This is a genomic window from Streptomyces camponoticapitis, assembly GCF_014646115.1.
In the GTDB taxonomy this organism is placed as follows: Bacteria; Actinomycetota; Actinomycetes; order Streptomycetales; family Streptomycetaceae; genus Streptomyces; species Streptomyces camponoticapitis.
This window is the reverse complement of record NZ_BMMV01000001.1, coordinates 1-21,066: the sequence shown is the minus strand read 5'-3', so window position 1 is coordinate 21,066 and position 21,066 is coordinate 1. Positions and strand designations below refer to the sequence as shown.

Below are 21,066 nucleotides of genomic sequence, written 5' to 3'. Positions count from 1 at the left end.
TCAGACCATTCACCGAAGCACCCACGCAGTAACGAGCACAGACGAAAGGGAGACTGACATATGGCAGTCCAGAAGGTCGGCGATCAGAGTCTCAAGGACTTCCAGGACGAGATCACGATCAAGTTCGAGGACGTCAAAGGGCAGTTGAAGAACCTCCAGGGCGTCATCGACAGCCTGGAAGGTGCTTGGAAGGGCATCGGCGCCAGCGCGTTCGACGCGAAGCAGGCCGAGATCAACGCCGGCATGGTCCGGATCGCGAAGATGCTGCTCAATTTCCAGGAAGCGATCCAGGTGACCCGTACCACCGCGGGCAACACCGAGGACGAGGTCTACGCGGCCCTCAACGGTGTCGACGTGGCGGCCGGCTTCTCCGGGGACTCCGCCGCGACCGCGAAGGCGACGTCGAACATCGCCGGCTACTGACGGCCCGTCAGGCACCTTCCGCTCGGACAGCCTTCCGCGCACTTACACAACGCTCCGCACCCCACCGCACTGACAGGAAACAGGAGGACCCGTGGCTCAGCAGAACGACGGCACCATGGTCGTGACCTACGGCTCGCTGGAGCAGGCCGCCTCGGTCATCGAGAAGCAGGCCGCCCGGCTCGACGAGAGCCTTGAGGCGATTCAGACGAAGATCCGCGGCGTCTCCGCGACCTTCGAGGGCGAGGCCAAGACCGCAGCGGACGCGGCCCACAAGAAGTGGGACAACGAGACGCGTCAGATCCACAACGCGCTCAAGGACATCGCCCGCAAGGTCCGCGAGGCCGGCCCCACTTACCAGGCGGGCGACAGGAAGTCCGCCGGCTACTTCTAAGAAGTCCGCAGAAGCAACCGGCGGTTACGGCAACAGGGGGGCACGCGCGGGAGGTGCCCCCCCTCGTCGCGCCAGTCGACGCGACATGGATTTCGGGCATTCAAGAGACCTCAGAGATCGACCTCACACTCGCCCGCCGCGGGCGCGGCATTCGTGTACGCCTCGATCGCCTTCAGCACAGCGGCGGCGTCGGCCGAGTCGTCGCCACCGACCCGTACCGTCGTGTAGAGGTCGCCGTCGACGTCCTTGTCGATCGTGGACGAGTCGTCGCAGCGGATCAGCCCGGCTCCGCCCTTGTCTGAGTAGCTGTATCGCTTGTCGCCGGTGACTTTGTCATTCGGATCCGCGCCGATTGTTTTCTCGGCGACCTCCGCGATTGGGGTATCGGCCTCGTACCACTCTATGGATGTCGACAGTGCGACCTTGTCGTCCACGGACACATAGCAGCGCTTGACTCCGCTGGCCGTCTTGGTCCGCTCGGAGACTTCTTCTCCCTCCGGCAGCAAGGGATCCAGTACGTCCCCGGGCACCTCGACGCCACAAAGCGCCTGCGGGACCTCGTACTCGTCCGCCGGTTCCGAGCAGGCGGAGGCCAGCAGGACGAACGAGAGAGCCCCGAGGCCCACGGTGAGGCGCCGCGGACCCGTGGCAGCGTAAGAGCGCTTCTCAAGGCTTTTCATGCGTTCCCTGGGTTCCCTTGTGAATTGATTCCTTGGTCGGACTTCATCAAAACTGGTCGGAGGTGGCGGGAACGACGGTCAACTTCATCTCGTCCACATCCCATCGCCCACCGGTTCACCCTCACGTAGGAATCTCGGTTTCGAGATCGTCCGCCATCCTGCGCGCTGCTGTCGAGGCGTCGTCGAAGCCGTCAGTCGTACCGATACGGGTCCATTCCTGAATCCGCTCGGCGTCGGGAGAGTTGTGGGCCTTGGCCGCCTCCTCGCCCGCGGCCCTGGCCATGTCCGTCTGGGCGTCCTTGCTGGCCTCCCAGCGGAGCCCGACGTCATGGCCGACGCCGGCCAGATTCTGCGGATCGGTGTCCTTGAAGAACTGCTCCAGAACGACCCCGGTCACAGTCCCCGCGGCCCCGCCCACCGCAGCACCCACCACAGGACTGGCGATGAACGACGTGCCGACACCCACGCCCAGGCCGACCAGGCCCGAGATAGTGTTCTTCTTCTGGTTCGTCGCGTGCTCGAAGTCGTCGTCCTTCGCCTTGGCCTCGCCCAGAACCGCCTCCTGACGGCCGATGGCGAGAGTCCCCTCGACCTCCCCGGACCGCCGGGCGATTTCCTTGATTGTCTCTTCCGCGGAGTGCGGATAGCGGCTGTCGGCGGGAAGATCCGGATCAAGGTGGTAATCCATCAGACCTGCCATGTACGCTTTCTGGCCGACCTCGATCGCGGCGTATCCTTCCGGATTCTGGCCCACCGTTGCCAAGAAACGCGTCACGTCCGTGTGCTGCATGTCCGCCGCCGCGCCGGCGATCGGGAAGAGCTTCGGTACGCTCTCATTCTCCTTGCCACCGTCCGCTGTGGCGCGGTTGATGTCGGGCAGATACTCGGAAGCCATCTGGCCGACACTGTCCGACATGAAGGAATTGTCTTTGAGCCGGTTCGGATCGTCCGAGATCGAGGCAACCACGCTCTCCATGAGCCTCGCCTGCTCCGGATTGTGCGGCGGGGTGTCGACCGTCGGCAGTTCGCCCGCAGGGTGACCCGTCGTCGCCGCCTCCAGCGCCATCGCCAGGTTGTTCCGGCCCGAGATGCTGTTCTCGCCGTCCTTGTCGCGCTCCGGCGGCCAGTCGCGTTCTTCGAAGAGGTAGTCGAAGTTGGAGAGTGAGGCGCTGACCTCCTTCCCGTCGTTGTTCTCCTCCTTGAAGTCGTGGTCCTCGTCCTTCGAAAGGAACGGCTCGTTGAAGAAGTCCGTGGCCGCGTCCGGGCTGTTCGACAGGGCTTTCAAGTAGCCGATCATGGGGTCCGAGCCGGAGTCCTCGCCGGTGCGGTTGAGATTGGGGTCCATGCCCATGTGGGTCCAGAGTGTCGCCCCGTGGCGGCCGTTGCTGGTGGCCGTCTTCTCGGTCTCCATGAGTTCGGAGCCGTAACTCCTGAGGAACTGGTCGTCGAAGTTGCCCCAGCGCATCAGGTTGCTCATCACCTGGAAGCCCTGGGTGGTGCTGTTCTTGTTCAACGGCTGGCTGCCGAGTTCCGTCATCTCATACGTCCACCTGCGCATCTCAGGCGTGTCCGCCTGAGTCGCCGTGGCGAGCGTGAGACTGAGATTCTTCTGCAGATCGGCGAGCTGTTCGTGCCGGTCGACGTAGAGGTCCCTGTTGGTGCTCGGGGTTGCCACGCCCGCCCAGAATTCGAGTGTCCCCTTGGGGCCCAGCTGCTCGGCGAAGCGCTCGGCGAAGAGTTCGTCGCCCGAGTACTTCTTCAGACCGGCGTTGAGTGCGTCGAACTCCTTGACCGTGAGGTCTTCCGGGTTCTTCTTGGCGATACGGGCGAGATTCTCGGCTTCCTTGATCGCGTTCGCGGCGGAGTCGCGGTCCGCGTACTTCTGTCCCGAGAATCCGTAGTCGGTGAGATCGACGAGCGCCTTGAGCGACGTGGACGCGGTGCTGTCGACCTCGGTCGCCGTGTTGAGGATTCCCTGGAGTTCGTCCCTCAGTGCGTCGACGTCCTTCTGGCCGTTCGCGGGCTTCGGATCGGGGTTGGGGGTGACGGTGAAACCGCTGCCCGCGGACCTGACGGACATGTGGTTGGTCCGCCCGCGCTCGATGGCTTCTTTGAGCAGGCGCTGCTGCGTCTTCAGTTCACCCTGCGTGTCGCGGACGATATTGCGGATCGATTCGGCCTGCGTGTACGCGTCGTTGAACTCCTCGGCCGTCTTTCCGATGAACTCGCGCGACACCGTGGCGTTGTAACCGGCCCAGTTCGCCTTGTTGGCCTTGCCCCGAAGTCCGTCCTGGGCGTCCTTCTTCAGATCGGCGAGCTTGACGAGCATCTTGGTCCAGCCGTCGACGGCGTCGTCAAGAGTCTTGAAATTGGCGGAGTGAAGGGCTTCGAAATCCATGAGTCTGTTCCTCTAGTCCTTCTCAGTCCTTCTTGTCTTTCTTGTCCTCGCCGTACACCTCGTTCTTCTCGCCCGGCGGGGCCCACGACTCGTCGAAGCCCGCGTCGAGAGTGGAGATGCTGCTCACATGACGCTCGATGAAGATCTCGTCGCCCTCATGCGCCTTCTTCGTGAAGTCCATGTGGTTCGAGATAAGCGCGCAGGCGTCCATGACCGATCCGAGCTGCCGGTCCCAGCGCAGCGAGACATGGCTCAGCGCCCCGCCCAGCGCGAATCCCTGGCTCTTGAGATCGGCAGCCGCCGTGTCGGTGCTGGTGACCCGCGCCTCCTCCCACAGCCGGTTGTACAGCTTGAACGCCTCGTCGCCGATCGCCGCCAGGTCCTTCTGATCGACCGTGAGATCACCGGTCGGGCTGCCCGCGTTGGGCCTGTCCTCCTCCGGGAGCCCGTTGAGCCGCATCCCGGTCGGTTCGCCGCCCGCCGCGGACGCCTTCAACTGGTCCCACTCGTCCCACGCCATCTGGGACTCCTTCCCCCGTGCTCGCTGATGGATTTCACCATTCCGGATCAACCTGCGAATGGGCCGTGCTCCGCCCCCGTCACCGCTCTTCCAGCGAGGGCATCAGACCGGTCTGCACCAGTGGATTGCCACGCTGGCGGGAGACGAAGACGCCCCGGCCCGCCGGCATCGGACGCGCCCGTACGCCGCCGAGGATGTCGCCCTCCTGCGGGTCGCCCGAGAGCAGCACACCCTGCGCGCCGAGCTCCATCATCCGCTGCATGAACGGCTCGTACGAGGCCCTGCTCGCCCCGGCCGCGCTGCGCGCGATGATGAAGCGGACACCCACGTCGCGCGCGAACGGCAGCTGCTCCGTGAGCTTGTTGAGCGGGTTGCCGCTGGAGGTGGACACCAGGTCGTAGTCGTCGACGACCACGAACACCGTCGGCCCGCGCCACCAACTGCGCTCGCGCAGCTGCCGCGCCGTGACGTCGGCCGCCGGTGTACGGCGCCGCATCAGGTCCGACAGCGCGTCCACGTGGTGGTCCATGTTGTTGGACATCGGCACGTACTCCGCCAGGTGCGACGCGGGCGTCACATCCAGCAGCGCGCGCCGGTTGTCGATGACGAAGAACTTGGCCGAGTTCCCGTCGTAGCGCTCCGTCAGCCGCGTGATCAGCAGCCGCAGCAGGTTCGACTTTCCGGACTCGCTCTCGCCGAACACCAGGAAGAACGGGTCGCGGTCGAAGTTGACGAAGACTGGCTCCAGCAGGTTCTCGTCGATCCCGAAGGCCACGCCCCGCTTCGGCTGCTCCGCGCCCGCCGGCAGCGTCGCCGCGTCCAGCTCGCGCGGCAGCAGCCGTACGGCCGGGGCGCCGGGCCCCGTCCAGTGCCGGCCGACCTCCTGCGTCATCGCGGCCGTCGCCTCCGACAGGTCGCTGTCGGAGTTGATGGAGTCGATCCGCGGCACCGCCGCCATGAAGTGCAGTTTCTCCGGTGTCAGACCCCGGCCGGGCACCCCCGTGGGCACGTTGACCGCGGCCTTGCGGTCCAGGTCGGAGTCCATGGTGTCGCCGAGGCGCAGCTCCAGCCGGTTCATCAGGTGGTCCTTGAGGTTGGCGCGCACCTCCATCGAGCGCGACGCCGTCAGCACCACATGGATGCCGTAACCGAGCCCGCGCGCCGCGATGTCGAGCACTGCGGGCTCCAACCCCTCATAGTCGGTGCGGAAGTTGCCCCAGCCGTCGATGATCAGGAAGACATCGCCCCACGGCTGGTCCGCCGGCGAGATCTCGCCCCGTTCCCGCATCCTGCGGAAGGTGTTGACGGAGTCGATCCCCGCCGTACGGAAGTACTCCTCGCGACGCGCCAGGATGCCGTACACCTCGGCCGTCGTCCGCCTCACCTTCTCCGGGTCGAGCCGCGAAGCGATCCCTCCGACGTGCGGCAGCCCGGCGATCGACGACATGCCGCCGCCGCCGAAGTCCAGCCCGTAGAACTGCACTTCCCGCGGCGTGTGCGTCAGCGCGAACCCCGCGATCAGCGTGCGCAGCAGCGTCGACTTGCCGGACTGCGGGCCGCCCACGATCTGCATATGGCCCGCCGCCCCGGAGAAGTCCCGGTACAGGGTGTCGCGTCGCTGCTCGTACGGCTTGTCGACCACGCCCAGCGGTACGACGAGGCGCCCGGCGCCCTCGAAACCGGGCTGTGTCAGCCCGCGCCCCTCCACGTTCGACAGCCCCGGCAGCAGCTCGTCCAGCGACGGCGGATTGTCCAGCGGCGGCAGCCACACCTGGTGCGCCTCGGCGCCCCGCCCTTCGAGCCGGCGCACGATCACGTCGAGCACCGAGTCGGCCAGCGCGTCGTCCTCGGACGTGGTGCGCGCGTCCGGTACGGCGGGCCGCGCGGCCGGCCGCACGTGGTGCACCGGCACCGGCGCCGCCGTGAACGGCACCGGCCTGCGGTCCACCGGCAGCGGTCCACCCGTCCCCGCGACGGCCTGCGCGTTCGCCCGGTACACCCCGGAGACGTACGCGGCCTTGAACCGCACCATCTCGTCGGTGCCGTACTTCAGATACCCGGAACCGGGCACGTTCGGCAGCTGGTAGGCGTCTGGCACACCCAGCGCCGCCCGCGACTCCGCGGCCGAGAAGGTACGCAGACCCACGCGGTAGGAGAGATACGTCTCCAGCCCGCGCAGCCGGCCCTCCTCCAACCGCTGCGACGCCAGCAGGAGATGGACGCCCAGCGAACGCCCGATGCGCCCGATCTGGACGAACATCTCGATGAAGTCCGGCATCGCTGTCAGGAGTTCACTGAACTCGTCGATGACCAGGACCAGCGACGGGATGGGCTGCAACGGTGAGCCCGCCGCGCGCGCCTTCTCGTAGTCGTGGATGTTGGCGTAGTTGCCCGCGTCGCGCAGCATCTCCTGGCGGCGGTTGAGCTCACCGCGGATCGAGTCACCCATGCGGTCGACGAGCGTGAGGTCGTCCGCGAGGTTGGTGATCACCGCCGCGACGTGCGGCATCTGCGACATGCCGGCGAACGTCGCGCCGCCCTTGAAGTCCGCGAGGACGAAGTTCAGCGTCTCCGACGAATGCGTCACGGCAAGGCCCAGGACGAGCGTGCGCAGCAGTTCGGACTTGCCGGAGCCCGTCGCACCCACGCACAGCCCGTGCGGCCCCATGCCCTCCTGCGCCGCCTCCTTCAGGTCCAGCATGACGGGCGCCCCGTCCTCGCCGACACCGATGGGCACGCGCAGCCGCTCCGCCTGCGAACGGGGCCGCCACGTACGGGTGACGTCGACGGACGCCGCGTCCCCGAGGTTCAGCAGATCGGTGAAGTCCAGGTTGGCGAGCAGCGGTTCGTCGTCGTCGCCACCCGTCGCGACCCGCAGCGGCGCGAGCTGACGGGCCAGCGCCTCGGCGGCCTCCATGCTCAGCCGGTCGGGCTCCCCGTCGTACACCATGCCGTGCCCCGACTCCAGCCGCAGCGAGTCGGGCCGCACCACCACGGCGAGACCGCCCCGCGCCGCCGTGACCTCGCCCGGTACGACCTCGACGACCGTCACACCCTGCAGCCCCTCGGCCGACGCGAGCGCCGACAGGGAGGGCAGCGACATACCGTCCAGGACGACGACGATGTGCGGCTGGTCCAGCAGCGGCTGGCCGCCCGGCTGGAACCGCGGACGCCCCTCCAGCTGCCCCGCCAGCATCTCCTCCAGCTCCCGCACGTCGGACGTGATGAGCCGGCGGCTGCCCGCCCCGTCGCCGGGGCCCTGCGCCTGGACGTGCGGCAACCACTTCGCCCACTCCCACCGCGACGCCTCGCCCCGTCCGGCGACGACGGCGACGACCAGGTCCTCGGGGGAGTGCAGCGAGGCGAGCGAGCCGACCATCGCGCGCGCCGTCGAGCGCACCGACTCGGCCTCACCGGTGATCGTCAGGTGGTAGAAGGCGCGCAGCGAGACGGCCATCGGCAGACCGTCCAGCACACTGTGCGCGTTGAGGAACTGCCGCATCGCCCCGGCGGTGAGCGGCTCCAGCTCGTCCACGGGCGCCGTCTCGGGCTCGATGAGCTCCGTCGCGAGCTGCTGACTGCCCAGGCCGATACGTACCTGCCCGAAGTCCTCGTCGGCGACCCGGCGTTCCCACACCCGGCTGCCCTCGGCGACCAGTGCCCACAGCTGCTCGGGGGACGGGTGGAGGTAGTACTGCGCGTCCCGTTGCAGATGCGCAGTCCTCAGCACCGTACGCCGCGTCTGCGTCAGGTACTTGAGATAGTCGCGCCGCATGTCGGCGAGTTCGCCCTGCGTTCCGCGCCGGTGCCGCACCAGCATCGCGATGGCCATGGCGATCGTCGAGGCGATCATCACCATGCCCATGATGCGCATGATCGGGTTCGGCGTCATGAAGAAGAAGACGACCGAACCGCCCATGCCCAGCATGGGCAGCAGCTGCATGAGCGCACCCTCCTGCTGCCCTCTGGGCAGCGGCGGAGGGGGTTGAACCTGCACCTGTTCGCCTGGCACGTCGGCGGGCAGTGCCCGCGGCGGGCGCTTGACGACGATCTGACTCACTGCTCACCAATTCCCTTGCCGGACAGAAGAGTTCCCTCTGGCGCCCCCGTGGCGACGGGCCTCCATCCGCGGGCAAGGATCCTACTTGCGCGGGTGTCCACGGCCCGGCGGTAGGGTGACCGGACGCGTTTGCGCGGGGATGAACTTCCGCAAAAACAGGGGCATTCGGAGCGCAACGCGGGCATCGGGCGCATGGGAACCACGAGGGGGATGCAGCACGTGAGTATGACGGCCCAAACGGCGGCCACCGGAACCCGTCAGCCGGGTGCTCCGGCCCCGTCCGGCGGCGGAACCGGCTTCTGCCGGATCACCGTCGTCGCCCCGGACGGCCGGATCGACGTGGCACTGCCGGAGGACATCCCCGTCGCCGACCTCCACCCGGAGATCCTGCGGCTGTCCGGCCAGAGCCCCGAGGCGGGCGCCCCGGTCGGATATCACCTGGTACGCCGCGACGGCACCGTCCTCGACAGCGCCCGCTCCCTGGCCTCCCAGCGCATCCTCGACGGTGAACTGCTGTCGCTGCGTCCCTTCGCCGAATCCCTGCCCCCCGCGGTCTTCGACGACGTCTCCGACGCCGTCGCCTCCGCGGTCGCCCGCGACCGCACCCTGTGGACCGACAGCGCCATGCGCGGCGCAGGGCTCCTCGGCGGCTCCGTCCTGCTGACCTTGCTCGCCTTCGTGTTGTGGACCGCCGATCCCCGGCACGACACACACGGCCTGCCGGGCATCCTGGCCGGCGTCACCGCCGTCATGCTGCTCGCCCTCGCCGGCGTACGGGCCCGGGTGTACGACGACCGGGGCTCGTCCGTCGCCCTCGGTCTCGGCTCCATGGCCAACGCGGCAGTCGCCGGCTCCGGACTGCTGCCCTTCGCGGACGGACAGGGCATCGGCCGCCTCCAGTTCCTGCTCGCCTGCGCCGCCGTACTGATCGCCTCGGTGATCCTGGTGATCGTCGCCCCCGGCGGCGACGGCCCCTTCGTCGCGTTCGTCTTCGCCTCCACCGTCGGCCTCCTGGTGACGTTCATCGCCATCACCACCGACATGGCGCCCTCCGAGACCGCCGCCGTCTGCGCCGCGCTCTCCGTAGGAACACTCGCCTTCCTGCCCGGCCTCTCCACCCGCTTCGCCCGCCTCCCCATCGGCTTCGAGCCGCCCCGTACCGCCGCCGGCTCCTACGGAAGCGACCCGGCGCCCCCCGCCCCCGTCGACCCGGAGCGCATCGCCGCCCAGGCCCGGCGCGGCCACGAACTGCTCGTCGGCCTGGTCGGCGGCTGCGCGCTGGTGGCCGTCGGCGCGGCCGGCGTGCTCGGCTTCTCCGACGGCGTGTGGGGCCAGCTCCTCGCCCTCGCCACCGGCGTCGCGATGCTCATGCGCGCCCACCTCTTCAGCTACACGGCGCAGGTCGGCTGCGCCCTCGCCGCCGGCCTCGGCGCCCTCGTCCTGCTGGGACTCGGCCTCAGCCTCAACCCCCCGGAGGGGATGATCCGCGAGGCGCTGCGCGGCGACAGCACGGGCCTCGACATCCGTACGGTCTGGCTGACCGCGGCCATCGCGGGGATCGCCGCACTGATCGTCGCCATTGGGCTGATCGTGCCGCGCAAGGGCGTCACCCCCTTCTGGGGCCGCTTCCTGGAGATCGCCGAATCCTTCGTACTACTGACGATCGTCCCGCTCTGTCTGGCGGTGTTCGACGTCTACCACTCCATCCGTGCGATGACGTCTTGACCGGCTGGTACGCTGTGTGACGGCCGATTGTGTACGCGTTCCGGTCTGTCCGGACCCAGCGACCGAACAACACCGGCCGATCACCCCGCCACCCGAGTAACCGAAGATCCCCAGCGAATTCGACCTGGGGCACTCGATGGCAAGAAGACCTACGAGGAGTACGCGTGCCGCTTGCCGCCGCTACGAAGAAGCAGATCATGTCGGAGTTCGCCACCAAGGAAGGCGACACCGGCTCCCCCGAGGTCCAGGTCGCGATGCTCTCGCGCCGTATCTCGGACCTGACCGAGCACCTGAAGACGCACAAGCACGACCACCACTCGCGTCGCGGTCTGCTCATCCTGGTCGGCCAGCGCCGCCGCCTGCTGCAGTACCTGGCGAAGAAGGACATCCAGCGCTTCCGTGCGCTGGTCGACCGCCTGGGCATCCGCCGCGGTGCGGCCGGCGGCGCCAAGTAGTACGCCGTGAAAGGGAGCGGTTCCCACACACCGGGAACCGCTCCCTTCGCCGTATGTGCACGAAGCTCAGTAACCTGTTCGCAGGAGCACAGCTCCCGGACGCCGCTGAGAAGCACCAGCGGACACCCGTAGGACCAAGCAGGACCGCACCCCCGTACGACTCCTACGAGGCGTACGCAGCACCACCCCGCACGACAGAAGGCACCACCCACTGACGAGGGGAAGCGCCCCTCCGCCGCCGCCGGTCCTCGGTAGTGGCCCCCGGAACGGCGCGGCGAACGCCGCCCGCGGCCCACGCCGCCGCCCCGGGAGCTTCGATCGAAGACCGGCCCGCACCAAGGAGCGCTTCTCCGACTGTCCCCCGCCACACGGGCGCGGGACGAAAGACGACAACGACGAGTATGGAGAACCACTGGTGGAGAACGAGACCCACTACGCCGAGGCCGTTATCGACAACGGCACGTTCGGCACCCGCACCATCCGCTTCGAGACGGGCCGCCTGGCCAAGCAGGCCGCCGGCTCCGCCGTCGCGTATCTGGACGACGACACCATGGTGCTGTCGGCCACCACCGCTTCCAAGAAGCCCAAGGACAACCTCGACTTCTTCCCCCTCACGGTGGACGTCGAGGAGCGGCAGTACGCGGCCGGCAAGATCCCCGGCTCCTTCTTCCGCCGCGAGGGCCGGCCCTCCGAGGACGCGATCCTCACCTGCCGCCTCATCGACCGCCCGCTGCGCCCCTCCTTCAAGAAGGGCCTGCGCAACGAGATCCAGATCGTCGAGACGATCATGGCGCTCAACCCCGACCACCTGTACGACGTGGTCGCGATCAACGCCGCCTCCTGCTCCACGCAGCTGGCCGGCCTGCCCTTCTCCGGCCCGATCGGCGGCACCCGTGTCGCCCTGATCAAGGGCCAGTGGGTCGCGTTCCCGACGCACACCGAGCTCGAGGACGCCGTCTTCGACATGGTGGTCGCCGGCCGCGTCCTGGAGGACGGCGACGTCGCGATCATGATGGTCGAGGCCGAGGCCACCACGAAGACCATCCAGCTCGTCGCCGACGGCGCGGAGGCTCCCACCGAGGAGATCGTCGCCGCCGGTCTGGAAGCCGCGAAGCCCTTCATCAAGGCGCTCTGCAAGGCGCAGGCCGACCTCGCCGCCAAGGCCGCCAAGCCCACCGGCGAGTTCCCGGTCTTCCTCGACTACCAGGACGACGTCCTGGAGGCCCTCACGGCCGCCGTGAAGAGCGAGCTGTCGCAGGCGCTCACCATCGCCGGCAAGCAGGACCGCGAGGCCGAGCTGGACCGCGTCAAGGAGCTCGCCGCCGAGAAGCTGCTCCCGCAGTTCGAGGGCCGCGAGAAGGAGATCTCCGGTGCGTACCGCGCGCTGACGAAGTCCCTGGTCCGCGAGCGCGTCATCAAGGACAAGGTCCGCATCGACGGCCGCGGCGTCACGGACATCCGTACGCTCGCCGCCGAGGTCGAGGCCATCCCGCGCGTGCACGGTTCCGCGCTGTTCGAGCGTGGCGAGACCCAGATCCTGGGCGTCACCACCCTCAACATGCTCCGCATGGAGCAGCAGTTGGACACCCTGTCGCCGGTGACCCGCAAGCGCTACATGCACAACTACAACTTCCCGCCCTACTCCGTCGGCGAGACCGGCCGCGTCGGTTCGCCGAAGCGGCGCGAGATCGGCCACGGCGCGCTCGCCGAGCGCGCCATCATGCCGGTGCTGCCGACGCGCGAGGAGTTCCCCTACGCGATCCGCCAGGTCTCCGAGGCGCTGGGCTCCAACGGCTCGACGTCCATGGGCTCGGTCTGCGCCTCCACCATGTCGCTGCTGAACGCCGGTGTGCCCCTCAAGGCCCCCGTCGCCGGTATCGCCATGGGCCTGATCTCCCAGGAGATCGACGGCAAGACGCACTACGTCGCCCTCACCGACATCCTCGGTGCGGAGGACGCCTTCGGCGACATGGACTTCAAGGTCGCCGGCACGAAGACGTTCGTCACCGCGCTCCAGCTCGACACCAAGCTCGACGGCATCCCCGCCTCGGTCCTGGCCGCCGCGCTGAAGCAGGCCCGCGACGCCCGCCTCCACATCCTCGATGTGATGAACGAGGCCATCGACGTCCCGGACGAGATGTCCCCGAACGCCCCGCGGATCATCACCGTCAAGATCCCCGTGGACAAGATCGGTGAGGTCATCGGCCCCAAGGGCAAGATGATCAACCAGATCCAGGAGGACACCGGCGCCGACATCACGATCGAGGACGACGGCACCATCTACATCGGTGCCGCCGACGGACCGGCCGCCGAGGCCGCCCGCGCCACGATCAACGGCATCGCCAACCCGACCATGCCGGAGGTCGGCGAGCGCTACCTGGGTACGGTCGTCAAGACCACCACCTTCGGCGCGTTCGTGTCGCTGCTCCCGGGCAAGGACGGTCTGCTGCACATCTCGCAGATCCGTAAGCTCGCCGGCGGCAAGCGCGTGGAGAACGTCGAGGACGTCCTCGGCGTCGGCCAGAAGGTCCAGGTCGAGATCGCCGAGATCGACCAGCGCGGCAAGCTCTCCCTGATCCCCGTGATCGAGGGCGAAGAAGACGCGAAGAACGACGACAAGCAGGACGACCAGAAGGACGAAGCCTCCCAGTGACGTTTCGTAGTTCTACGACGACGGCCCGCACCTCCTCGGAGGTACGGGCCGTCGCCCGTACCCAAACCCTCCTCGAGGGGCAGAACGGCATCGGCACCGTCCGGCGCACGATCCTCCCCGGCGGCCTGCGCGTCGTCACCGAGACCCTCCCGTCCGTACGGTCCGCGACCTTCGGCATCTGGGTCCAGGTCGGCTCGCGCGACGAGACGCCCACGCTCAACGGCGCCACGCACTACCTGGAACACCTCCTCTTCAAGGGCACCCAGAAACGCAGCGCCCTCGACATCTCCTCCGCCATAGACGCGGTCGGCGGCGAGATGAACGCCTTCACGGCGAAGGAGTACACCTGCTACTACGCGCGCGTGCTCGACACCGACCTCCCCCTCGCCATCGACGTCGTGTGCGACATGCTCACGGGCTCGCTCATCGAGGCGGAGGACGTCGACGCGGAGCGGGGCGTCATCCTCGAAGAGATCGCCATGACCGAGGACGACCCGGGCGACTGCGTGCACGATCTCTTCTCGCACACGATGCTCGGCGACACGCCCCTCGGCCGCCCCGTCCTCGGCACCGTCGACACCGTCGACGCCCTTGACCGCGACCGGATCGCCCGCTTCTACAAGAAGCACTACGACCCGACGCATCTGATCGTCGCCGCGGCGGGCAACGTCGACCACGCCACCGTCGTACGGCAGGTACGCCGCGCCTTCGAGAAGGCCGGCGCCCTCTCCCGTACGGACGCCGCCCCCGTCACCCCGCGCGAGGGCCACCGCGACCTGCGCACCGCCGGCCGCGTCGGACTGCTCAACCGCAAGACGGAGCAGGCACACATCGTCCTCGGCATGCCGGGCCTCTCCCGCACCGACGAGCGCCGCTGGGCCCTCGGGGTCCTCAGCACGGCTCTCGGCGGCGGCATGAGCTCCCGGCTCTTCCAGGAGGTACGGGAGAAGCGCGGCCTCGCCTACAGCGTGTACTCGTACACCTCGGGTTTCGCCGACTGCGGCCTCTTCGGCGTCTACGCGGGCTGCCGCCCGAGCCAGATCCACGATGTCCTGAAGATCTGCCGCGACGGACTCGACCAGGTCGCCGCCGAAGGACTCAGCGACGAGGAGATCGGCCGTGCCGTGGGCCAGCTCTCCGGTTCCACCGTCCTCGGTCTGGAGGACACCGGCGCGCTCATGAACCGCATCGGCAAGAGCGAGCTGTGCTGGGGCACCCAGATGTCCGTGGACGACATGCTGGCGCGGATAGCGGCCGTCACCCCCGACGACGTGCGCGCGGTGGCCCGCGACGTCCTGGGGCAGCGCCCCTCCCTCTCGGTCATCGGCCCCCTGAAGGACAAGCAGGCGGACCGTCTCGACGAAGCGGTCGCCTGACCAGGGCCCTCACCGGCCTCCTAAGGAAGCAAGGAAGCAGAGCGATGAGCACCAAACTGCGGGTGGCCGTTCTCGGCGCCAAGGGCCGGATCGGCTCCGAGGCCGCACGGGCCGTCGAGGCCGCCGACGACATGGAACTGGTCGCCGCCCTGGACCGGGACGACGACCTGGACGCCCTCGTCGGCGCGGGGGCCCAGGTCGTCGTCGAACTGACCGCCCCCTCGGCGGTGATGGGCAACCTGGACTTCTGCGTACGCCACGGCATCCACGCGGTCGTCGGCACCACCGGCTGGACCGACGACCGCCTGGCGCAGCTGAGGACGCTGCTGGCGGGCTCCCCCGGGACGGGCGTGCTCGTCGCGCCCAACTTCTCCATCGGCGCCGTCCTCACGATGAAGTTCTCCCAGGCGGCGGCCCGCTTCTTCGAGTCCGCCGAGGTCGTCGAGCTGCACCATCCGAACAAGGCCGACGCCCCGTCGGGCACCGCGACGCGCACCGCACAGCTGATCGCCGCCGCCCGCGCCGAGGCCGGCTGCGCGCCGCAGCCCGACGCCACGGTCACGGCGCTGGACGGGGCGCGCGGCGCGGACGTCGAAGGGGTGCGTGTGCACTCCGTACGGCTCCGAGGACTGCTGGCGCACCAGGAGGTCCTGCTCGGCGCCGAGGGGGAGACCCTCACCATCCGCCACGACTCCGTGCACCACAGCAGCTTCATGCCGGGGATCCTCCTCGGCGTCCGCCGCGTGGTCGGCGCACCGGGCCTCACCCACGGTCTGGAGCACTTCCTCGATCTGAACCTGCCGGCCTGACAGCCGTGCGCGCCAAGATCACGTACTTCGTGGTGGCCGCCATGCTCGTCGGCTACTTCGTCCTGGTGGGCGGCCGCGGCATCGCGCTCATCGGGATCGGCACGCCGCTCACGGTGATATTCGGGGCAGCGGTGCTGGTGCTTCCCTGCATCGGCGCCTGGTTCCTCTGGCAGAGCACCCGGTTCGTCCGGCGGGCCAACCGGCTCGCCGCCGAACTGGACGCCGAGGGCGGCCTGCCCCTCGACGAGCTGGTGCGCACCGCGAGCGGCCGTGTCGACCGTGCGTCGGCGGACGCCGTCTTCGCGGCCCGCCGCGCGGAGACCGAGGACACACCGGGGGACTGGCGATGCTGGTTCCGCCTGGCGGTGGCCTACCGCGACGCCGGCGACACTCCCCGGGCCCGTAAGGCGATGCAGCACGCGATCGCGCTCCACGAGGCGAACCCGGCACCGGCGGTTCGCTGACGCCCCGTCGGCCTCGCCCGACCGTTCAACGCCCAACGCTCAACGTCGGTCCCGGCGAATCGCGCAACGGCCCAACTCGGAACTACGTCGCCGCGGTTCAGGCGTGGCGGTACTCGTCGCCCCATGCCTCGACGGAGTCCGCCGCCCGGTCGAATGCCTCCGAGCGCGACAGGAAATCCGCGTTGTGGTCGGTGAGCAGCTGCCGCTTCTCGCCGTCAGCCAGGACGAGAAGAAGCGCCTGCCCCTGCACCGTCCGCGGCAGCCCCAGCCAGCGCACCGGCTGCTGCACCGTACGGACCTCCACGGCCTCCGTCCACCGCACGGTCCGGGTTCTGAGCAGTCCCACGCGCCGTACGCCGTGCCGGCTCACCCACGCGCCCGCCCGCAGCATCCGCAGCGCGACGGCGATCATGACCAGCGAGATACCGAGGCACACGACGGCGCCGGACGTCGCCCCGGCGAACGCGATGATCATCGTCGCGAGCAGCACGAAAGAGGCGAGCAGCAGAAGCAGCGCGGAAGCGCCCACCCGCCACGGTCCCGGGCGGTAAGGGCGACGCCAGCGGTCGTGATCGTCGAACGGCAGCGCGACATCGTCGCTGGTCGCGTCAAACGCACGATCGGCCGTCAGGAAGGGCAGGGGCACGACTGATCCTCACTCACAAGCACGCTCGAACGGGCGGTGCTGGCTGAGGTTATCGAGGAGTACCCCGGCAGGACCACTCAGGGGGGCCGGACGGGTCAGCGGCCTTGGGACGCCTCGGACCGCTGGGCCTGTCCGGGACCCCGGCACCGCCACCGGGTCGGACGCGCGCGATGACCGTTCGGTGCCCGATCTCGCCAAATCGGCGAACATCCGCACGAGACGCGCAAGCCCGTCGCCGAGGACCACTCGTACGGTGCCGGGCCCCGCAGCAGTCCGGCCTTCTGGCGAGAAATGCCTGGTCGTAGAGTGGGCGCCGCCCCCGAGCCGCGACAGGAAGGACCCCGCCGGTGAGTGACGTTCCCGCCGATACCAAGCCCAGCTTCCGCAGTGACATGACCGTCGACCTGGTGAAGCACACCGCGGGCGACTCCGACGTCCTGTGGGCCGCTCGCGTCTCCACCGCAGGCGAGCAGTCCCTGGCAGAGATGTCCAAGGACCCCGAGCGTTCCAAGGGCCTCATCAACTACCTGATGCGCGACCGCCACGGCAGCCCTTTCGAGCACAACTCGATGACCTTCCTCATCAGCGCCCCGATCTTCGTGTTCCGCGAATTCATGAGGCACCGCGTCGGCTGGTCCTACAACGAGGAATCCGGGCGCTACCGGGAGCTCCAGCCCGTCTTCTACGTCCCCGACGCCTCACGCAAGCTGGTCCAGGAGGGCCGCCCCGGGAAGTACGTCTTCGTCGACGGCACCCGGGAGCAGCAGGACCTCACGGAGCGCGCCATGACGGAGTCCTACCGTCGGTCGTACGAGGCGTACCAGGAGATGCTGGCGGCCGGCGTCGCCCGCGAGGTGGCCCGCGCGGTCCTGCCCGTGGGCCTCTACTCGTCGATGTACGCGACGTGCAACGCCCGCTCGCTGATGCACTTCGTCGGGCTGCGTACCCAGCACGAGGCGGCCAAGGTCCCGAGCTTCCCGCAGCGGGAGATCGAGATGGTCGGCGAGAAGATGGAGGAGCAGTGGGCGCGGCTCATGCCGCTCACTCACGCGGCCTTCAACAACAACGGCAGGGTGGCGCCGTAGGGCGTCAGGGGCTGCCCGCGGGGCTGTCCCGACGCACAGATGTACGGACAATGGTGGAAAGTGTCCGGATTGCGGCGTTTCGAGAAGTTCATCTAGGCTGATCAAACGGACCCGGCACTGCCTGAACCCCCGAGCAGTCAGTGCCGGGCTCCGTACACTGAAGCGCAGGGGGAACGTTTCCCCTCAACCAGGGGCAGCTCACCTGCCCCCACCACCCCGGGAGCCCGCGCACATGGCGGGCCCACGACCTGCCCGTGTGCCCCCGAGGGGACACGCCGAGCCGAGCAACGAGTAGCGTGTTACCCATGGCTCCGATCTCCACTCCGCAGACCCCCTTCGGGCGGGTCCTCACCGCCATGGTCACGCCCTTCACCGGGGACGGCGCACTCGATCTTGAGGGCGCCCAGCGACTCGCTTCCCATCTGGTGGACGCAGGCAACGACGGCCTGATCATCAACGGCACCACCGGCGAGTCCCCGACCACCAGCGACGCGGAGAAAGACCAGCTGGTACGCGCCGTCCTGGAGGCGGTCGGAGACCGGGCCCATGTCGTCGCCGGCATCGGGACGAACGACACCCGGCACAGCATCGAACTCGCCCGCACCGCCGAACGCACCGGCGCACACGGCCTGCTCGCTGTGACCCCGTACTACAACAAGCCGCCGCAGGAAGGCCTCTTCCAGCACTTCACGGCCATCGCCGACGCCACAGAGCTGCCGGTGATGCTCTACGACATCCCGGGCCGAAGCGGCGTCCCGATCGACACCGAGACACTCATCCGTCTCGCCGGGCACCCACGCATCGTCGCCAACAAGGACGCCAAGGGCGACCTCGGCCGGGCCAGCTGGGTCATCGCCCAGACCGGCCTCCCCTGGTACTCGGGCGACGACATGCTGAACCTCCCGCTTCTCGCGGTCGGCGCCATCGGCTTCGTCTCCGTCGTCGGCCACGTGGTCACCCCGGAACTGCGCGCCATGCTCGACGCCCACGTCAGCGGCGACGTCCAGAAGGCCACGGAGATCCACCAGAAGCTGCTCCCCGTCTTCACCGGCATGTTCCGTACGCAGGGAGTCATCACCAGCAAGGCGGCGCTCACCCTGCAGAAGCTGCCGGCCGGCCCGCTGCGCCTCCCGCTCGTCGAACTGACGGAGCACGAGACGGCGCAGCTCAAGATCGATCTCGCGGCCGGCGGGGTAGAGCTGTGACTGAGGCCCTGCCTCCACGAACACGATTCATGAACCAGGTTTCATGAATATCGAAGATTTCGAACTTCACAACTGAATAACCGAACACATGAAAGTACCGGGCATTCCGCCCACTCGGACAACAAGCAAGTGCAACAGCAAGTGCACGAATGTCATGCGCGCCACGTGCCTCAGCGGTACGTGGCGTGTGTGGTGAGGAGAGTCTTTTGAGTCATCCGCATCCCGAACTCGGCGCCCCGCCGAAGCTGCCCAAGGGCGGCCTGCGCGTCACCCCGCTCGGCGGCCTCGGCGAAATCGGCCGCAACATGACGGTCTTCGAGTACAACGGCCGTCTGCTCATCGTCGACTGCGGCGTCCTCTTCCCCGAAGAGGAACAGCCCGGCATCGACCTCATCCTGCCGGACTTCACCACCATCAGGGACCGCCTCGACGACATCGAGGGAATCGTCCTCACGCACGGCCACGAGGACCACATCGGTGGAGTCCCCTTCCTGCTCCGGCTGAAGTCGGACATTCCGCTGATCGGCTCCAAGCTGACCCTCGCGCTGATCGAGGCCAAGCTCCAGGAACACCGCATCCGCCCGTACACCCTCGAAGTGACCGAGGGCCATCGTGAGCGCATCGGCCCGTTCGACTGCGAATTCGTCGCGGTGAACCACTCCATCCCGGACGCGCTGGCCGTCGCCATCCGCACCCCCGCGGGAATGGTGGTCCACACCGGCGACTTCAAGATGGACCAGCTCCCCCTCGACCGTCGGCTGACCGACCTGCCGACCTTCGCCAGACTCGGCGAAGAGGGAATCGACCTGCTGCTCTCCGACTCGACCAACGCCGAGGTGCCGGGCTTCGTCCCGCCCGAGCGGGACATCTCGAACGTCCTGCGGCAGGTCTTCGGCAGTGCACAGAAGCGGATCATCGTGGCGAGCTTCGCCAGCCACGTCCACCGCATCCAGCAGATCCTCGACGCCGCCCACGAGTACGGCCGACGCGTCGCCTTCGTCGGCCGCTCGATGGTCAGGAACATGGGCATCGCCCGAGACCTGGGTTACCTCAAGGTCCCGGCCGGTCTCGTCGTCGACGTCAAGACGCTCGACGACCTCCCGGACAGCGAGGTCGTCCTCGTCTGCACCGGATCCCAGGGCGAACCGATGGCCGCGCTCTCGCGCATGGCCAACCGCGACCACCAGATCCGGATCGTCCCCGGCGACACCGTGATCCTGGCGTCGTCCCTCATCCCCGGCAACGAGAACGCGGTCTACCGCGTGATCAACGGCCTGACCCGCTGGGGCGCGAACGTCATCCACAAGGGCAACGCCAAGGTCCATGTCTCGGGCCACGCGTCCGCTGGCGAGCTCCTGTACTTCTACAACATCTGCAAGCCGAAGAACCTGATGCCGGTCCACGGCGAATGGCGCCACCTGCGCGCCAACGCCGAACTCGGCGCACTGACGGGGGTCCCCAAGGACCACATCGTCATCGCCGAGGACGGAGTGGTCGTCGACCTGGTCGACGGCAAGGCGAGAATCGTCGGCAAGGTCCAGGCGGGTTACGTGTACGTCGACGGGCTCTCCGTCGGCGACGTGACCGAGACGTCCCTGAAGGACCGCCGCATCCTCGGCGACGAGGGCATCATCTCCGTGTTCCTGGTGGTGGATTCGACGACCGGGAAGGTCGTGGGCGGTCCGCACATCCAGGCGCGGGGCTCCGGCATCGAGGACTCCGCGTTCTCCGCCGTCATCCCGAAGATCGAGGAGATCATCGGGAAGGCGGCATCGGACGGCGTGGCCGAACCCCACCAACTCCAGCAGTTGGTGCGGCGATCGGTGGGCAAGTGGGTCTCCGACACCTACCGCCGGCGCCCGATGATCCTGCCTGTGGTCGTCGAGGTCTGACCTCGGACCGACCTCAACACCGGAGCGGGGCCCCCGATTTGCTTCGGGAGCCCCGCTCCAGTAGGTTTACGGCTCCACCTGGACGGGAAGCCGAGGTACTCACGTGCCTGGAGCGGCGCACCGGACCGGGTGGGAATATCCGACTCAGAATCTCTGATAAAGTCGGATTCGCCGAAAGGGAAACGCGAAAGCGGATAACTCATTAAGCAGCCCGCCGACTGGGAATCAGGCGCCGAAAGGTTCTGATAGAGTCGGAAACGCAAGACAGCAGGACCGAAGGGAAG

The 21,066-nt window shown here is 68.3% G+C and carries 16 protein-coding genes; 11 read left to right on the top strand and 5 right to left on the bottom strand.

The features are described 5' to 3' along the window. Nucleotides 1–60: 60 nt before the first annotated feature. Nucleotides 61–423: a WXG100 family type VII secretion target gene (locus tag IEY79_RS00080; RefSeq protein WP_189105146.1), complete on the top strand. Its 363-nt coding sequence runs from the start codon at nt 61–63 to the stop codon at nt 421–423. Between the two features lie 91 nt (nt 424–514). Continuing rightward, nucleotides 515–814, top strand: a complete 300-nt coding sequence (locus IEY79_RS00075) for a WXG100 family type VII secretion target (protein WP_229700538.1) — start codon at nt 515–517, stop codon at nt 812–814. Nucleotides 815–924: 110 nt separating this feature from the next. Here IEY79_RS00075 and IEY79_RS00070 read toward each other — a convergent pair whose 3' ends face one another. The 4 genes from IEY79_RS00070 to eccCa all read right to left on the bottom strand — a co-directional run bounded on the left by IEY79_RS00070 (nt 925) and on the right by eccCa (nt 8,472). Next, on the bottom strand, nt 925–1,494 hold the full coding sequence (locus tag IEY79_RS00070) for a hypothetical protein (RefSeq protein ID WP_189105145.1): 570 nt from the start codon (nt 1,492–1,494) through the stop codon (nt 925–927). 121 nt (nt 1,495–1,615) lie between these two features. Further along, nucleotides 1,616–3,892: a DUF6571 family protein gene (locus IEY79_RS00065; protein ID WP_189105144.1), complete on the bottom strand. Its 2,277-nt coding sequence runs from the start codon at nt 3,890–3,892 to the stop codon at nt 1,616–1,618. A 22-nt stretch (nt 3,893–3,914) separates the two neighbouring features. Then, entirely contained in the window at nt 3,915–4,412 is a 498-nt protein-coding gene (locus IEY79_RS00060) for a hypothetical protein (RefSeq protein WP_189105143.1), read from the bottom strand. 79 nt (nt 4,413–4,491) lie between these two features. Then, nucleotides 4,492–8,472 (bottom strand): type VII secretion protein EccCa, encoded by a 3,981-nt coding sequence (eccCa, locus tag IEY79_RS00055; RefSeq protein ID WP_189105142.1) that lies wholly within the window; start codon nt 8,470–8,472, stop codon nt 4,492–4,494. Between the two features lie 225 nt (nt 8,473–8,697). On the opposite strand from eccCa, the gene eccD reads away from it, so the two are divergent. From eccD to IEY79_RS00025, 6 genes are all read left to right on the top strand, one after another. After that, nucleotides 8,698–10,197, top strand: a complete 1,500-nt coding sequence (eccD, locus tag IEY79_RS00050; RefSeq protein ID WP_189105141.1) for a type VII secretion integral membrane protein EccD — start codon at nt 8,698–8,700, stop codon at nt 10,195–10,197. A 164-nt stretch (nt 10,198–10,361) separates the two neighbouring features. Continuing rightward, the gene (gene rpsO / locus IEY79_RS00045; protein WP_023538273.1) at nt 10,362–10,652 is read left to right on the top strand and encodes a 30S ribosomal protein S15; all 291 of its coding nucleotides are present in this window, start codon (nt 10,362–10,364) and stop codon (nt 10,650–10,652) included. 415 nt (nt 10,653–11,067) lie between these two features. Then, a complete protein-coding gene (locus tag IEY79_RS00040) occupies nt 11,068–13,305 on the top strand; it encodes a polyribonucleotide nucleotidyltransferase (protein ID WP_189105140.1) in 2,238 nt (745 codons plus the stop codon). Next, complete coding sequence (locus IEY79_RS00035) at nt 13,302–14,681, top strand: M16 family metallopeptidase (RefSeq protein ID WP_189105139.1); 1,380 nt, start codon at nt 13,302–13,304, stop codon at nt 14,679–14,681. Before IEY79_RS00040 ends, IEY79_RS00035 begins: the two co-directional genes overlap by 4 nt. A gap of 44 nt (nt 14,682–14,725) precedes the next feature. Further along, entirely contained in the window at nt 14,726–15,490 is a 765-nt protein-coding gene (gene dapB / locus IEY79_RS00030) for a 4-hydroxy-tetrahydrodipicolinate reductase (protein ID WP_189105138.1), read from the top strand. Nucleotides 15,491–15,495: 5 nt separating this feature from the next. Next, the gene (locus IEY79_RS00025; RefSeq protein WP_189105137.1) at nt 15,496–15,954 is read left to right on the top strand and encodes a tetratricopeptide repeat protein; all 459 of its coding nucleotides are present in this window, start codon (nt 15,496–15,498) and stop codon (nt 15,952–15,954) included. A gap of 97 nt (nt 15,955–16,051) precedes the next feature. On the opposite strand, the gene IEY79_RS00020 is transcribed toward IEY79_RS00025, so the two are convergent. Next, nucleotides 16,052–16,600, bottom strand: coding sequence for an SCO5741 family PH domain-containing membrane protein (locus IEY79_RS00020; protein ID WP_189105136.1), 549 nt, complete (start codon nt 16,598–16,600; stop codon nt 16,052–16,054). A gap of 347 nt (nt 16,601–16,947) precedes the next feature. Here IEY79_RS00020 and thyX point away from each other — a divergent pair, with 347 nt between their 5' ends. From thyX to IEY79_RS00005, 3 genes are all read left to right on the top strand, one after another. Further along, nucleotides 16,948–17,685: an FAD-dependent thymidylate synthase gene (gene thyX, locus IEY79_RS00015; protein ID WP_189105135.1), complete on the top strand. Its 738-nt coding sequence runs from the start codon at nt 16,948–16,950 to the stop codon at nt 17,683–17,685. A gap of 305 nt (nt 17,686–17,990) precedes the next feature. Continuing rightward, nucleotides 17,991–18,890: a 4-hydroxy-tetrahydrodipicolinate synthase gene (dapA, locus tag IEY79_RS00010; protein WP_189105134.1), complete on the top strand. Its 900-nt coding sequence runs from the start codon at nt 17,991–17,993 to the stop codon at nt 18,888–18,890. A 206-nt stretch (nt 18,891–19,096) separates the two neighbouring features. Continuing rightward, the gene (locus IEY79_RS00005) at nt 19,097–20,782 is read left to right on the top strand and encodes a ribonuclease J (RefSeq protein WP_189105133.1); all 1,686 of its coding nucleotides are present in this window, start codon (nt 19,097–19,099) and stop codon (nt 20,780–20,782) included. Nucleotides 20,783–21,066 lie beyond the last annotated feature (284 nt).